Origin of the sequence: Rhizobium glycinendophyticum, from assembly GCF_006443685.1 — a bacterium.
GTDB lineage: Bacteria > Pseudomonadota > Alphaproteobacteria > Rhizobiales > Rhizobiaceae > Allorhizobium > Allorhizobium glycinendophyticum.
The window spans coordinates 98,311-112,911 of the sequence record NZ_VFYP01000003.1; the positions used below are offsets into that span (position 1 = coordinate 98,311).

Here is a 14,601-nt window from a genome sequence, read left to right on the forward strand (position 1 = left end):
GCTTTCGCAGCCGCAACAGGAACGGTAAGGTCTCCAACGATTCCATGCGGATAGAGGGGATGGAGCCGCGTGCCGAATTCAGCACCAGCGACGATCGAAGACGTGGCGCGCATCGCGGAAGTGTCGATCGCGACGGTGAGCCGTGCCATCCATACACCTGACAAAGTCGCCAAGACCACGCGCCAGCGGGTGAACCAGGCCATTGCCATCACCGGCTACACGACCAATGCCATGGCGCGCTCGCTGCGCATGGGCCGGTCGAACATGATCCTGATTCTGGCGCCCGACATCGGCGACCCGAATTTTTCCTCGACACTGATCGGGCTGGAGAACGAAGCCCGTGCCCATGGCTATGGCGTCCTAATCGGCCACACCCAGAACGATCCGGAGCGCGGGCTGGAATATCTGAAATTCCTGAGCTCCGGCCAGGCGACCGGCCTCGTGCTCTTCACCGGTCACGAACCCTTCGGCCACCAGGTGCTGGGGCAGCGTCTGCCGCCATCGGTTGCCGTCTTCGAACCGGTCTTCGGCTCAAAAATCTCCTATGTCGGCGTCGACGACGTGGCCGGCGCGAGGAAAGCCGCCGAACACCTCCTGTCTTCCGGCCACCGCTCCATCGCCTTCATCGGCGACAGCAAGACGCGGCTGGGCCACCAGCGCCGCCGCCAGGGCTTCGACAAGGCGCTCGATGCCGCGCGCATCCCGCCGAACCAGCGTTTCGTGTTGGAAGGCGAAGGCACGATCGAAAGCGGCCGCCTCGCCGTTGAGCAGCTCTTCATGCGCGACCAATTGCCGACGGCTTTCATGTGCGTGAACGACGCGACCGCCGTCGGCGTCATCAACGGCCTCACCGCCCGCGGCTACGACCTGCCGCACGACTTCTCGGTTATCGGCTTCGACGACGTGCCGCAGGCGACCTATGTCAACCCGGCGCTGACCACCATACGCCAGCCCCGCACCGCCATCGGCCGCCAGGCCATGGCGCTGCTGATCAAGTCCCTCTCGGAACGGCCGGCAGAACGCGAGGAAATCCTGCTGATGCCGGATCTGATCGTGCGCGGCTCGGTGACGGGACCGGTAAAGCGCTGAACGCCTTTGCACGCTCTGCAGGACGGTACCGAAAGCCGCCCTTGGACGTTAGGCCCTGATCATCCTATACTAAGTCGACATCGGGCCGCCACAAGCGGCGCCACCTTGCCATATGCTTTCGGAGATCGTCGTGAGTGTCGCCTTCACCAAGGAAGAGAGTTCGGAAACCGCAGCGGAACTACATCTGCCGGATCGTCCGATCTCCCAGCATCCGAACCTCGTGACGGCGGCAGGCCTGAAGCAACTGGAGTCGCAGGCCGAAGACGCCCGCGCCGCCTATCTCGCCGCGCAGGCAGTCGAGGACGTGAACGAACGTCGCCGCCAGTCCGCTGTGCCCTATCGTGATCTGAAGTATTTGACCGAACGGCTCCGCACCGCCCAGATCATCCCGGAACCTGAAACCAACGCGCTCGTCGCCTTCGGCAGCAAGGTCACGTTTGAGCGCGATGACGGCCGCGTCCAGACTTACCGCATCGTCGGCGAGGATGAAGCCGACCCGAAGGCCGGCTCCATCTCCTTCGTCTCCCCGGTTGCGGCGCGCCTGATGGGCAAGACCGTGGGCGATGTGGTGATGGTCGGCGATCAGGAACTGGAAATCACCGCGATCGCGTGAGACGCACACCGGGCGACGCCTTTTACCGTCGTCACGCCGCCACGCCAATTCCGTCCAATTCCGCCATCACATCGTCAGGCAGATCGACATCGGCGACGGCGAGGTTCTCCCGCAAATGCGTCCGCGACGAGGTCCCCGGGATCAGCAGGATATTCGGCGACCGCTTCAGCAGCCAGGCGAGCGCCACCTGCATCGGCGTAAGCTCCAGCCGTGCAGCCACCTCGGACAGGGTGGCCGATTGCAGCGGGGAGAAACCGCCGAGCGGGAAGAACGGCACATAGGCCGTGCCTTCGGCTGCCAATTGCTCGATGAGTGCGTCATCGCCGCGATGGGCGAGGTTGTACTGGTTCTGCACACAGACGATCTCGGTGATCTTGCGCCCGTCCACCACCTGCTTTGCCGTCACGTTCGAGAGCCCGACGTGCTTGACCAGCCCCTGCTGCTGCAATTCGGCAAGCGCGGTCAGGGGTTCTTCGAGATCGCCCTCCGCCGGCCCATGCACGTCGAACATTGCCCGCAGATTGACGACATCGAGCGCGTCGAGCCCGAGGTTTCTGAGATTGTCGTGCACGGCGCGGGTGAGAGCATTCTTAGAAAAAGCAGGGTTCCACGAGCCATCGTCACCGCGCACAGCACCGATCTTGGTGACGATAACCAGGTCGTCAGTGTAGGGATGCAGGGCTTCCCGAATGATCTGGTTGGTAACGTGTGGACCGTAGAAGTCGCTGGTGTCGATGTGATCGACCCCGCTTTCGACCGCCTCGCGCAGAACAGCGACGGCCTCGGCCCGATCCCTAGGCGGACCGAAGACCCCGGGGCCGGCCAGTTGCATGGCGCCGTAACCGAGGCGCTTGACGGTGAGATTGCCCAGTTTGAAGCTGCCGGCTTTTATCAGATTGACCATATCGATTTCTCCTTCGTCGTGTGATCACCTATGTACGCCGCTTGCACTTTCAGGATAATAGGAGGCAATCCGGACGCCTCGTCCGGAAATCAGGACAATGCATGGGAGAGGCAATGGTCGATGCACCCGACATCAGCGACGTCAGCGCCTTTCTCGCGGTCGCCCGCGTCGGCGGCTTTCGCGAGGCGGCGCGACTGGGTGACACCAGTGCCTCCGCCTTGAGCGATGCGGTGCGCCGGCTCGAGGCTCGACTCGGCGTCCGCTTGCTCAACCGCACCACACGCGCCGTCGTGCCGACCGATGCCGGGCGCGGGCTGATGGAACGCATTGGACCTGCCTTTGGAGAAATCGGGGCCGCGCTCGAGCATGTCAAAAGCTTCGACGGCCGTGCCGCCGGTACGTTGCGGCTGAACGTGCCAGCAAGTGCCGCAAAGCTGGTGCTGCCGGCGATCATTCCGGGCTTCCTCGCCGCCCATCCTGACATCCGGCTGGAAATCGACACTGAGGAAAGCCTGATCGATGTCGTTGCCGCCGGTTATGATGCCGGCATCCGCTATGACGAACGTCTGGCGCAGGACATGATCGCGGTGCCGATCGGCCCGCGCCTGCAGCGCTACGCCCTTGGCGCCTCTCCCGCCTATCTCGAAGTGCATGGTCATCCACGACATCCGCGCGATCTGCTGGCACATAACTGCATCCGAAGCCGCTTTGCCGGGCGTCCCGTCATGGCCTGGGAATTCGAAAAGGATGGCGAAACGATCGTCGTCGAGCCCAACGGGCAGTTGATCGTGCAGGCTGGAGATGCCAGCGACCTTGGTATCCGGGCCGCCATATCCGGTGCCGGCATCTTCGCCCTGTTTGAGGACTGGCTGAAGCCGCATTTCGATAGCGGCGACCTTCTGCCGGTGCTCGAACCCTGGTGGGTGAGCTTCTCCGGCCCCTTCCTCTACTATCCGGAACGACGCCTGATGCCGACACCGCTGCGCGCCTTCGTCGACTATATCAAGAGCAACCGGCCCGGCTGATTTAATTCGTAAACGGAAGAGGCCGGGACGCTTTCGCGCCCCGGCCCCGGTAGTCCCATCAGAGAAACCGGTCAAACGTAGCGATTGACCACGTTTTCCAACAGTTCCTGCTTGCCGGAAACCGGCTTCGGGTTGACGTTCTGGGCTTCGACGCGGGCGGCAATCGCATCGAGGCTTTCTTCGCCACGCAGCATCTTCTGGTTCTCGGCCTTGTCCCAGCCGGCATAGCGGGCGGAAAGCGGGCCGGACAGCGCCTTGTCCTCGATCATCTTGGCGGCGGCCTTGAGGCCACGGGCGCAGCAATCCATGCCGCCGATATGGCCGATCAGCAGGTCTTCGGCGTCGAGCGACTGGCGGCGCAGCTTGGCGTCGAAGTTGGTGCCGCCGGTGGTGAAGCCACCGCCAGCGAGAACCTGGTAATAGGCGAGCGCCATTTCCGGAACATTGTTCGGGAACTGGTCGGTGTCCCAGCCGGACTGGTAGTCGTTGCGGTTCATGTCGATCGAGCCGAAGATGCCGAGCGCATTGGCAAGCGCCAGCTCGTGCTCGAAGGAGTGGCCGGCGAGGATCGCATGGCCCTGCTCGATGTTGACCTTCACTTCCTTTTCGAGACCATAGGCCTTCAAGAAGCCATAGACGGTCGCGACGTCGTAATCGTACTGGTGCTTCGACGGCTCCTGCGGCTTCGGCTCGATCAGGATCGCGCCCTTGAAGCCGATCTTGTGCTTGTATTCGACGACGAGGTTGAGGAAGCGGCCCATCTGGTCCAGTTCCTTCTTGAGGTCGGTATTGAGCAGGGTTTCATAGCCTTCGCGGCCGCCCCACAGCACGTAGTTCTCGCCGCCGAGCTTCAGGGTGGCGTCCATGCAGGTCTTTACGGTTGCGGCTGCAAAGGCGAAGACATCCGGGTCCGGATTGGTGGCAGCACCCGACATGTAGCGGCGATGCGAGAACATGTTGGCCGTACCCCAGAGCAGCTTGACGCCGGTCTCTTCCTGCTTCTTGGCGAAGTAATCGACGATCTCGTTCAGGTTCTTGGTGTTTTCGGCAAAACTGTTGCCCTCGGGGCGCACGTCGGCGTCGTGGAAGCAATAGTAAGGCGTGCCGAGCAGCTGGAAGAATTCGAAGGCAACGTCCGCCTTCATCTTCGCCGCATCCATCGTATCCTTGAACCACGGACGCTCAAACGTGTTGCCGCCGAACGGGTCGGTGCCCGGCCAGACGAAGGTGTGCCAATAAGCGACGGCGAAGCGCAGATGGTCTTCCATGCGCTTGCCAAGGACGATTTCGTCCGGGTTGTAGTGGCGGAAAGCCAGCGGATTGCTGCTGCCTTCGCCTTCATATTTGATCTTCTGGATGTTGCCGAAGAAACCTGTGCTCATGGATAGTCCTCCTTGGTGTGTTCGTTAACTAGTGATCGCACTGGGTGGGGTTCCCCCTCACCCTGCCCTCTCCCCGCTGGGGAGAGGAGGATGTCGGCGCGTGCCGCTTGTATCTTCTCCCCAGCGGGAGAAGGTGCCGGCAGGCGGATGAGGGGGCGTCAGCTGCCGAGGGAACGGACCGCCGGATAAAGCGCGCGATAACGTCCGTAGGCCGCCTCATAGGCCGAGGTCAGCGCCTTTACCGGCTCCACCGTCTCCGCCGTCTCAGGCGCCGTGCAGACCGAAAGCGGATCAGCCCCGGTCGCCGCAATCAGGCCGAGACGCGCTGCCCCGAAGGCCGCGCCGAAGTCGCCGTCGGCGGGAATGTCGACCGGCATGTCGAGAGCCGTCGCAATCGAGGACAACCAATAGCGCGAGCGCGAACCGCCGCCGATGGCGGTCACTCGGGAAATCTTCGTACCTGCAGACTTCAGCGCCTCAAGGCTGTCACGAATGGCGAAGGTCACCCCTTCCAGCACCGCCTGAGTCAGCACCGGGCGGTCGCTCTCATGGCCAAGCCCGATGAAGGCGCCACGGATCTTGGCGTCGTTATGCGGCGTGCGTTCGCCCGAGAGATAGGGAAGGAACGTGACGCCGGTCGGTGCCTTGAGTGCGTCGCCGAGCTCGCCGGTCAGTTCACCGGCCGATTTGCCGGTGACGCCCGAATGCCAGTTGAGTGCATCGGTCGCCGACAGGATGACGCCCATCTGGTGCCAGGTGTTCGGCAATGCATGGCAAAACGCATGAACGGCGCTTTCCGGCTTCGGCAAATAGGAGCCGTTGGCGGCAAAGAGTACGCCGGATGTCCCGAGCGAGACGAACGCTTGTCCTTCGGCGACCGTGCCCATGCCGCAGGCGGAAGCCGCGTTGTCCCCTGCCCCGCCGGCGACGACGACGTCAGCGCCCAGACCCCATTTGGCCGCGAGCTCGGCGCGCAGCGTGCCGGCGCGGTCCGTGCCCTCGACGAGGCCCGGCATCTGCTCGACGGTCAGGCCCGTGGCCTCCAACAGCTCGGACGACCAGGCGCGTTTGCCCGTATCGAGCCAGCTGGTGCCAGCGGAATCCGACATGTCGGAAAGATATTCACCTGTCAGCAGCAGGCGCAGGTAATCCTTTGGCAACAGGACCTTGGCAACCTTGGCAAAGGTGTCTGGCTCATTGTTCTTCACCCAGGCAAGTTTTGGTGCCGTGAAGCCGGGAAACACGATATTGCCGGTCAGCGCCCGAAAGCGCGGATCGGCATCGAGGCTTGCTGCTTCCGCATGGCTGCGCGTGTCGTTCCAGAGAATGCAGGGCCGCAGCACCCGATCCTTCGCATCGATCAGGGTCGCGCCATGCATATGGCCGGAAAGGCCGATGCCCTTCACCGCCGCCAGTTCCTTCGGATGCGAGGCCTTGAGCGCAGCAACGGCCTCTTCCGTGGCACGCAGCCAGTCGCCCGGCGCCTGTTCCGACCAGCCGGGATGCGGCCGCTGGACGGTCAGGGCCGCGTGGCCTACGCCGATCACCTTCTGATCGCTGTCGATCAGCATGGCCTTCACGCTCGATGTGCCGAGATCCAGTCCGAGATACATGGATAACCTCCCATTGCTCTGCCTCTCAGGGCAGATTGTCCTTCAAGAAAATGTCGATACGAATACGTTCCTGGGCCGCGACGACAGGAAGTCCGTCAGCCTTGGCTTTCAGCACGCGAATGGCGCTGCGCACCTCGTGGCCCGCATCCTGGTTGAGCACGGCATCAATCAGCCCAGACTGCAGCGCACCGCGCGTCGTCTCGGTCAGTTCGTGCGCGATGACGACCGGTCGCCGTTCCGCCGGCAGTCGCTGCAACGCCTTGACCAGACCGCGATTGCCGGCGCCAAGACTATAGAGGCCGACGATATCGGGGCGTTCGAATAACAGCGCAGTGACAAGCTTTTCGACCACGGCCGGATCGTCCCGCCCTTCAAGCACAGGCAACTGCATGAATCCGGCAAAATCCGACGCCATGGTGGCGGAGAAAGCTTCGAAACGCTCGCGGTGGTCGCGCACCAGCATGGAACCGGCAAGCACCGCGACAGCCCCGTGCCGTCCATTGAGAAAACGTCCGATCAGGCTCGCCGCCGTACGGCCAGCGGCCGCATTGTCGATGCCGGCATAATGATCGCGAGCGGCTCCGGTGAGGTCAGAAACGAGCGTTACCAGTGGTATGCCCGCAGCAAGTACACGCTCGGCTGCGGCCGTGACCTCGGGCGCATCGACAGCGACGAAGGCAATGCCGGCAGGCGTTTCGGCTGCCGCCGCATCCAGTGCCCGTGCCAGCGCCAGCGGGTCGAAGGCGGGAACGTCGACGACGCGCACCGCGATCCGCTCGACCGCAGCCCTGCCCATTGCCTCATCGAGCGCCACCCGCAAGCCGCGCATGAAAGAATTGTCATTGGAGGGAATGAGGAAGGTCAGCGGATAGACCCGGCCCTTGGCGAGGTTCGCCGCCGCGACGTCGCGAACGAAACCGAGCGCATGCACCGCCTGGTCCACTTTTTCACGTGTCCGCGCGCTCACCCCGGGACGCCGGTTCAAGACCCGGTCGACGGTGGCAAGGCTGACGCCCGCATGGCTCGCGATGTCATGGACCGTGGGCTTCATTCTCTCCTCCGGCGCCTGTCCTACACCAGGAAATGAGGTACGTAAATCATGAATCTGATGTACGTACCTCTTTTCTCACGCGAAAAAACCGCCTCCCGAAGGAGGCGGCCAAGTAAGGAGATCACAAAAGGGAGGCTATCTTCTGCAGCTTGTGCCGGGGTTACGACGCGTGATCAGTGGCCGGCGCCCGCAGGAGCAGCAGCCTTTGGCTTCTTCAGAAGCAGGACCATGAAGATGAGCGAGGTGAAAAGGACGGTGAGGCCCATGAACACGTCCATGAAGGACAGAAGTGTCGCCTGTTGTGTGGCGATGCCCGACAGCTTCTTAATGGCGACGGCCGAGCCATCGAGCCCATAGCTATCATAGTTCGCGCCCACCGAAGACAGCCAGTCGAGCGCGGCCCGGTTGCCCCAGTTCAACTGCTCGGAAAGGCGCGCATAGTGATCATCAGACCGCTGCGTCAGCATGGTGTTGATGATCGCGAGCCCCACGGCCCCGCCAAGGTTTCGGGTCAGATTGAACAGACCGGAGGCATTCTTCATACGCTCCGGCGGCAGGGTGCCGAGCGCCAGGTTGTTGATCGGCACCATGCAGATCATCAGCGAACAGCCGCGCAGGATCTGCGGAATGAGCAGCTCATAAAAATCCCAGTCGGCGGTAAGCCCGGTCATCATATAGGTGCCGAGGGCGAAGCCCGCGAAGCCACCCATCATCATCACCCGCGGATCGAGTTTGTTGGACAGGATGCCGGCCACGGGCGCCGTGAAAAACATCGCCGCGCCGGAGACGAACATCGTCTCGCCGATCATCATGGAATCATAGCCTCTGATGCGCCCGAGATAGAGCGGATAGAGATATGTCAGGCCATAGAGCCCGACGCCCATGACGAAGGAGAACAAGGAACCAAAGGCAAAGTTGGCATTGGAAAATGCCCTTAAGTCGACCACTGGCAGTTCTGCCACGAAAACACGTCTGAAGAAGATGACAGCACCAATCGTCATGGCGACCGTAGCAACGACGATATGCTGGTCGTTGAACCAGTCGTTCTTGTTGCCCTCTTCTAGCACATATTCGAGGGAGCCGAGGAAGACTGCCATGGAGGCAAGGCCGGTCCAGTCGAAGATCTTGAAGAGCTTGAGATCCGGCTTGTCGAAATCGATCAGGCTCCAGGTCGCGGCAGCGACCAGCATTCCGGGAATGACGTTGATCAGGAACAGCCAGTGCCATGACATCGCGTGGCTGATATAGCCCCCGATGGTCGGCCCGATGGTTGGCGCGAGCGTCGCGACAAGTCCAACCATCGGCGAGACTATGCTGCGCTTGGATGGCGGAAAAATGGTGAAGGCGGCAGCAAACACCGAGGGGATCATGCCGCCACCGATAAAGCCCTGAATGGCGCGGTAGATGATCATCTGTTCGATATTGGTGGCTGTCGCACAAAGGGCGCTCGCCAACGTGAAGCCGGTCGCGCACATGGTGAAGAGCACACGTGTCGACAGGATGCGCGCAAGCACACCCGACAACGGGATCATGATGACTTCGGCAATCAGATAAGAGGTCTGGACCCAGGCGACTTCATCCGAGCCGGCCCCAAGACCGGCCTGGATTTCTGCCAGCGATGCCGAGACGATCTGGATGTCCAGGATCGACATGAACATGCCGAAGACCATCGCGAGAAACGCGAAGAGACGTCGCGGATCCATGCGCTCCTCGGCACCGGCCGGTGGCCGCATCACGCCAGGCGAAGAAGTAACCGTGGCCATGGAGAGGCCCTTTCCGAGACGAAAACCGACCTGTGTTACCTGCTGGTGGCAACCGCCTGCGCGTCGGGTGCGGTGCGGGTATCGACATCGACGATGACGCTGAGGCCGGCACGCAGATGGCCACCGGCGAGCGCATCCTTCGGCAAGGCGATCCTGACCGGCACCCGCTGAACGACTTTTGTGAAGTTGCCCGTCGCGTTTTCCGCCGGCAGCATCGAGAAGATTGCACCGGAGGCAGGCGCAATCGAGGTCACAGTGCCCTCAAGCGGCTTCTCGCCATAGGCGTCGACATGGATCGACACCTTGGAACCGGGAACGAGATGCGCAATCTGCGTTTCCTTGAAATTTGCCTCGATATAGAGCTCGCTGGTCGGCACCAGGGCTGCCAGACGCTTGCCGGCCGAAACGAGATCGCCATCCTGAACCGCCAGATTGCCAACAACGCCATCATACGGCGCCTTCAGCACGGTGAAGTCCAGGTCGCGCTGCGCCTTGTCGATCGCCAGATCCTGCAGCCGCACAGTCGACAAAGCTTCGTCGCGCTGCGCCTTCAAAAGACTGAGGTTGGCCTCTGCGGAAGCCACCGCGGCCTCGCCGGCGACGAGGTTGGCATTGGCCTGGTCGAGGGCAACCTTGGCGTTGTCGAGATCGGCGGTCGTGCCGACCGACTTGGCAGCCAGATCGGTTGCACGCTTGGCGGTAATCTCGGCGCCGCGAACGGCCGCCTGGAGAGCACCGAGCTGCGCCCTGGCCTGCGCGATGCTCGCCTCTCCGCCGATGATCTGCGCATCGATGCGCTTCACCGCAAGCTCTGCACTCGTCTTGTTGGCCTGCGCCTGTTCCAGCGCAATCTGATAGTCGCCACCATCAAGCGTCACCAGGGGGTCGCCGGCATGCACGAACTGGTTGCTGTCGACATTGACCTTCTCGACATAGCCGGAAATCTTCGGCGAGATGATCGCGATATCACCTTCGATATAGGCGTCTTCGGTCGAGACCATGAAGCGGCCATTGGTCCACCACTCGTAGCCGTACCAGGCGCCGCCGCCGAGGATGGCGAGCAGCACCACAGGCAGCACTGGGCTGCGACGCTTCTTCGGCGCCGCGGCCTGCGCCGCGACGGGAGCGACTGCCGCCGGCTTTTCGGCGACGGAAGGGGTCCCTGGTTCCAGCTGCGTCTCGGACACGTCTTCATTCCGATCGAGGGGACTGGAGGAGGAACGAAAGGCGGTGGATCTGTGCGTCGATGACATGGGCATAGCACCAGGGATGGGGTTACAACTTTCGAACTGAACCGTTCGGTTCGATTGACATATCGCGTTTTCTCCCGCATATCAAGGGCTGCCAATCCGACTTTCCCGAGTCAAAACGACTATTGTTAATATTTGGACCTGCGATGCCGAAAAAGATCACGTCAGAACAGAAGACGCCCGACGACGCGCCCTCCTCTGCGGCTGTGGCACTGGGACGGTTTCCGGCAGGCGAAGACCCGATCAAGCGCGGCCAGATCCTCGACGGCGCCAAGCGTGTCTTCATGAAGATGGGCTATGACGCGGCCAGCATGAACGACGTGACCCGCGAGGCCGGTGTTTCAAAGGGCACGATCTACGTCTATTTCCAGAGCAAGGAAGAACTCTTTGCCGCGCTGATCGATCGCGCCAAGGGACAGTTCACGGATACGGTGCGCGAGACCCTGGCCCAGAGTGTCAGCGCCGAAGACGGTCTTCGACGGTTCGGCCAGGCATTCGCCAATCGCATCTTCAACTCCGAAATGATCGCCTCGATGCGCATCCTTCTGGGCGTGATCGATCGCATGCCGCTGCTCTGTCAGCGATATCTGGCGGATTCTCCCAGCAATGCCCGGGGCGTCCTCAAGAGCTTCCTGGATCGCCACGTCGCCGACGGAACGTTGGAGATTGCCGACACCTCGCTTGCGGCGAAACAATTCATCGAACTGACGGGCGGCATTTTCTTGAAGGGACGCCTGTTTAACGAGATCCCCGAGGAGATCACTCCGGAAGAGATCCATCGCGTCATCGAAAGCGGCCTGAAAGTCTTTCTGGCCGCCTATGCCTGCAAGGCAGAGGCCGGATCACATCCGGGTTGAGCCTATCCTCGCTGCAGACCTTGCCAACTGCGATGTATTGCCCCACATCCACCGTCGCTGACCCTCGCGTACGGAACCGAAAAACATGCAGGACTATCTTCCGCTTCTTCAGGACCCCACTGCCTGGGTCGCTCTGGTGACACTGGTGGTAATGGAGGTCGTGCTCGGCATCGACAACCTGATCTTCATCTCGATCCTGACCAACAAGCTTCCGGAAGAGATGCGCGAACGCGCCCGCCGCATCGGCATCGGCCTCGCGCTGATCATGCGCCTCGCTCTGCTCGGCACCGTCGCCTGGATCGTCCAGCTGACCACGCCGATCTTCGAACTTTTCGGCCACGGCTTCTCCTGGAAGGACCTGATCCTCATTGCCGGGGGTCTCTTCCTGGTGTGGAAGGCCACCAAGGAAATCCACCACAGCGTTGATCCGGTCGACCATGAAGAGGATTTCATCGCCTCCTCGGCCACGACCACCTTCGCCAGCGCCATTGGCCAGATTCTCCTGCTCGACCTCGTCTTCTCGATCGACAGCATCATCACCGCCGTGGGCATGACCCCGCATCTGCCGATCATGGTAATCGCGGTTATTGCCGCCGTGACCGTCATGCTGGTGGCAGCGACACCGCTTGCCAACTTCATCGCCAAGAACCCGACCGTCGTCATGCTGGCCCTCGGCTTCCTGCTGATGATCGGCACCACCCTCATTGCAGAAGGCATGGGCTTCCACGTGCCCAAGGGCTACATTTACGCCGCCATGGCCTTCTCGGCTCTTGTCGAGGTGCTGAACATGTTTGCCAGACGCAAACATGTGCGGGACCGAGAGGCGAAGAAGAAGCTTCACTAAGTCCAATCGGGCCTGACACTATTTCCCGTCCGAGGCTGGCTTCTCGAAAGCCTTTGACGGGTTTTGCATTTGAGGGAACCGATCGACCGTCGAAGGGTTGCTGCGGTAACCGGACCTCTTTTCTGTCTCATGCCTCGCCGGCCGGAGCACCATGACCTACGAGCAAATTCTTGCCTTCGGCCTGATCGCCGTGATGATGGCCGCCTTCCTGTGGGAAAAATTCCGTTATGATGTCGTCGCCTGCGTGGCGCTGGTGGCGGCAGTCTCGCTCGGGCTTCTTCCAGCAAAAGATGCCTTTGCCGGCTTTTCCGATGATCTGGTGATCATCGTCGGCAGCGCGCTGGTGGTCAGCGCCGGTGTCGCCCGCTCGGGCGTGGTCGATCTTGCCATCAAGCGCTTCTTCCCGGCGCTGTCCTCGCTCCACGGTCAAATGCTGTTGCTACTGATCACGGTGACGGTTCTCTCGGCCTTCATCAAGAATATCGGCGCGCTCGCCATCATGATGCCAGTCGCCTTCCAGTTCGCCCGCCGCTCCAATGTCCCGCCTTCGGTCTTCCTGATGCCCATGGCTTTTTCAGCCCTTCTCGGCGGACTGATGACCCAGATCGGCACCTCGCCCAACATCGCGGTCTCGCGCCTGCGCCAGGAGCTGACGGGCACGCCCTTCACGATGTTCGATTTCACCCCTGTTGGTGCAATGCTCGCGCTTGCCGGCATCCTCTTCCTGATCTTCTTCTATTGGCTCGTGCCACGCCGCGAAAATCAGAACCCCTCGCTGCAGGAGGCTCTCGAAGCCTCAAGCTTCGCAACCGAGGCACATGTGCCGCCGCAATCACCCTTTGTGCAGAAGACGCTTAATCAGCTTTTGAAGACGGCTCAGGGCGAAGTCACCGCGTCCGCAGTGCTGCGCGGACAGACCCGGCTGTCACCATTCCCCGACATTCTTCTGCATGCCGAGGATATCGTGCTGCTGGAGGGCCCGTCGGATGCGCTCGATCGCATCGTTTCGCAGGCCGGCCTCACTCTGGCCGTCCACGAAAAGCCGGACATGAAACGCGGTGACCTCTCGTCGATCGAGGCCGTGATCGGGCGAGGCTCGCCCTTGATCGGCGAAAAGGCCAAGGAACTCGCCCTTGTTCACACCTACGGCGTCAATCTTCTGGCCGTCAGCCGGCAGGGCAAGCGCATTCGCGAGCGGCTGGGAGAGCTAACGCTTCGCTCTGGGGACGTCGTGCTGCTGCAGGGTCTGCGCCAGCAGATGCCGTCCATCCTGACCGAGCTTGGATGCCTGCCGCTGGCCGAACGCGAAATCCTGCTTGGCACGAGCCGCAATGTGCTCATTCCGCTGGCAATCCTTGTCGTTGCGATGGGAGCGACTGCGCTCGGCATCGCGCCGGTCGCCATCGCCTTCTTTACCGCAGCGCTCGCCATGGTCGCCTTCGGTGTCATTCCCGTCAGCGAGGTTTACCGGGCGGTCGATGGCCCGATACTGGTGATGCTTGCGGCTCTGATCCCGGTCGCAGACACGCTGCGGACTTCGGGCGGCAGCGATGTCATCGCCGGTTGGCTGAACGCGGTCGCAGGCGGCATGCCGGCCTGGGGCGCCGTCGCGATGATCCTGGTGACCGCAATGGCTGTCACCCCATTCCTCAACAATGCTGCCACTGTCCTAGTCATGGCGCCGATTGCGGCAAGCTTCGCCAACGGTCTCGGCTATAAGCCGGAGGCTTTCCTGATGGCGGTTGCAATCGGTGCCGGTTGCGACTTCCTCACGCCGATCGGCCACCAGTGCAATACGTTGGTCATGGGCCCGGGTGGCTACAGGTTTTCCGACTATCCTCGCCTGGGTTTGCCGCTGTCCATCCTGATCATCCTGGTCTCGGTGCCGGCGCTGCTGATGGTCTGGCCGGTAACGTGAGGATCTGACGGGAAGAACCCACGCAAAGAAAAACCTGCGTCGGCGGGACGCAGGTTTTCCTTGGGGCGGGGACTTGGGGGACGAGCGCAGGCCGGACGGTTAAGGGGCTCGCCTGCCATTTCGTTGGCCACGGAAAGAAACCGGAAAAACTTCCGTGTTCCCCATATCCCGTCGCGTCCGGTTGGCACGGCCTGCGCTCTGTCATCATAACGCCGACCCCGCCTTCGGGTTCCGGCCCTCGACAAATAATTTTGAAGTTTTTTCCAGCCACCCTTCCGGGACCGGCGCTATC

At 61.9% G+C, this 14,601-nt stretch carries 12 protein-coding genes; 6 read left to right on the forward strand and 6 right to left on the reverse strand.

All coding sequences use genetic code 11. The features are described from left to right. Positions 1–69: 69 nt before the first annotated feature. Positions 70–1,089 (forward strand): LacI family DNA-binding transcriptional regulator, encoded by a 1,020-nt coding sequence (locus FJQ55_RS17550; RefSeq protein WP_140830268.1) that lies wholly within the window; start codon positions 70–72, stop codon positions 1,087–1,089. Positions 1,090–1,219: 130 nt separating this feature from the next. After that, complete coding sequence (gene greA, locus FJQ55_RS17555) at positions 1,220–1,702, forward strand: transcription elongation factor GreA (protein WP_140830270.1); 483 nt, start codon at positions 1,220–1,222, stop codon at positions 1,700–1,702. A 31-nt stretch (positions 1,703–1,733) separates the two neighbouring features. On the opposite strand, the gene FJQ55_RS17560 is transcribed toward greA, so the two are convergent. Next, the gene (locus FJQ55_RS17560) at positions 1,734–2,606 is read right to left on the reverse strand and encodes an aldo/keto reductase family oxidoreductase (RefSeq protein WP_140830272.1); all 873 of its coding nucleotides are present in this window, start codon (positions 2,604–2,606) and stop codon (positions 1,734–1,736) included. 113 nt (positions 2,607–2,719) lie between these two features. Between FJQ55_RS17560 and FJQ55_RS17565 the strand changes: the two genes are divergently transcribed. Beyond that, positions 2,720–3,631 (forward strand): LysR family transcriptional regulator, encoded by a 912-nt coding sequence (locus FJQ55_RS17565; protein WP_140830274.1) that lies wholly within the window; start codon positions 2,720–2,722, stop codon positions 3,629–3,631. Between the two features lie 71 nt (positions 3,632–3,702). Here the strand turns inward: FJQ55_RS17565 and xylA are convergent, their stop codons facing one another. From xylA to FJQ55_RS17590, 5 genes are all read right to left on the reverse strand, one after another. Beyond that, positions 3,703–5,013 carry a xylose isomerase gene (xylA, locus tag FJQ55_RS17570; RefSeq protein WP_140830276.1) on the reverse strand — a complete coding sequence of 437 codons (1,311 nt, stop codon included), beginning with the start codon at positions 5,011–5,013 and terminating at the stop codon, positions 3,703–3,705. 158 nt (positions 5,014–5,171) lie between these two features. After that, positions 5,172–6,626, reverse strand: a complete 1,455-nt coding sequence (gene xylB, locus FJQ55_RS17575) for a xylulokinase (protein ID WP_140830278.1) — start codon at positions 6,624–6,626, stop codon at positions 5,172–5,174. Between the two features lie 25 nt (positions 6,627–6,651). Then, on the reverse strand, positions 6,652–7,677 hold the full coding sequence (locus FJQ55_RS17580) for a LacI family DNA-binding transcriptional regulator (protein WP_140830280.1): 1,026 nt from the start codon (positions 7,675–7,677) through the stop codon (positions 6,652–6,654). 173 nt (positions 7,678–7,850) lie between these two features. Beyond that, complete coding sequence (locus tag FJQ55_RS17585) at positions 7,851–9,440, reverse strand: DHA2 family efflux MFS transporter permease subunit (protein WP_167507754.1); 1,590 nt, start codon at positions 9,438–9,440, stop codon at positions 7,851–7,853. A gap of 35 nt (positions 9,441–9,475) precedes the next feature. Beyond that, the gene (locus tag FJQ55_RS17590; protein WP_425467549.1) at positions 9,476–10,693 is read right to left on the reverse strand and encodes an HlyD family secretion protein; all 1,218 of its coding nucleotides are present in this window, start codon (positions 10,691–10,693) and stop codon (positions 9,476–9,478) included. 143 nt (positions 10,694–10,836) lie between these two features. On the opposite strand from FJQ55_RS17590, the gene FJQ55_RS17595 reads away from it, so the two are divergent. From FJQ55_RS17595 to FJQ55_RS17605, 3 genes are all read left to right on the forward strand, one after another. After that, a complete protein-coding gene (locus FJQ55_RS17595) occupies positions 10,837–11,547 on the forward strand; it encodes a TetR/AcrR family transcriptional regulator (RefSeq protein WP_140830286.1) in 711 nt (236 codons plus the stop codon). 85 nt (positions 11,548–11,632) lie between these two features. Beyond that, entirely contained in the window at positions 11,633–12,391 is a 759-nt protein-coding gene (locus FJQ55_RS17600) for a TerC family protein (protein WP_140830288.1), read from the forward strand. A gap of 151 nt (positions 12,392–12,542) precedes the next feature. Next, positions 12,543–14,309 carry an SLC13 family permease gene (locus FJQ55_RS17605; protein WP_140830291.1) on the forward strand — a complete coding sequence of 589 codons (1,767 nt, stop codon included), beginning with the start codon at positions 12,543–12,545 and terminating at the stop codon, positions 14,307–14,309. Positions 14,310–14,601: the final 292 nt, after the last annotated feature.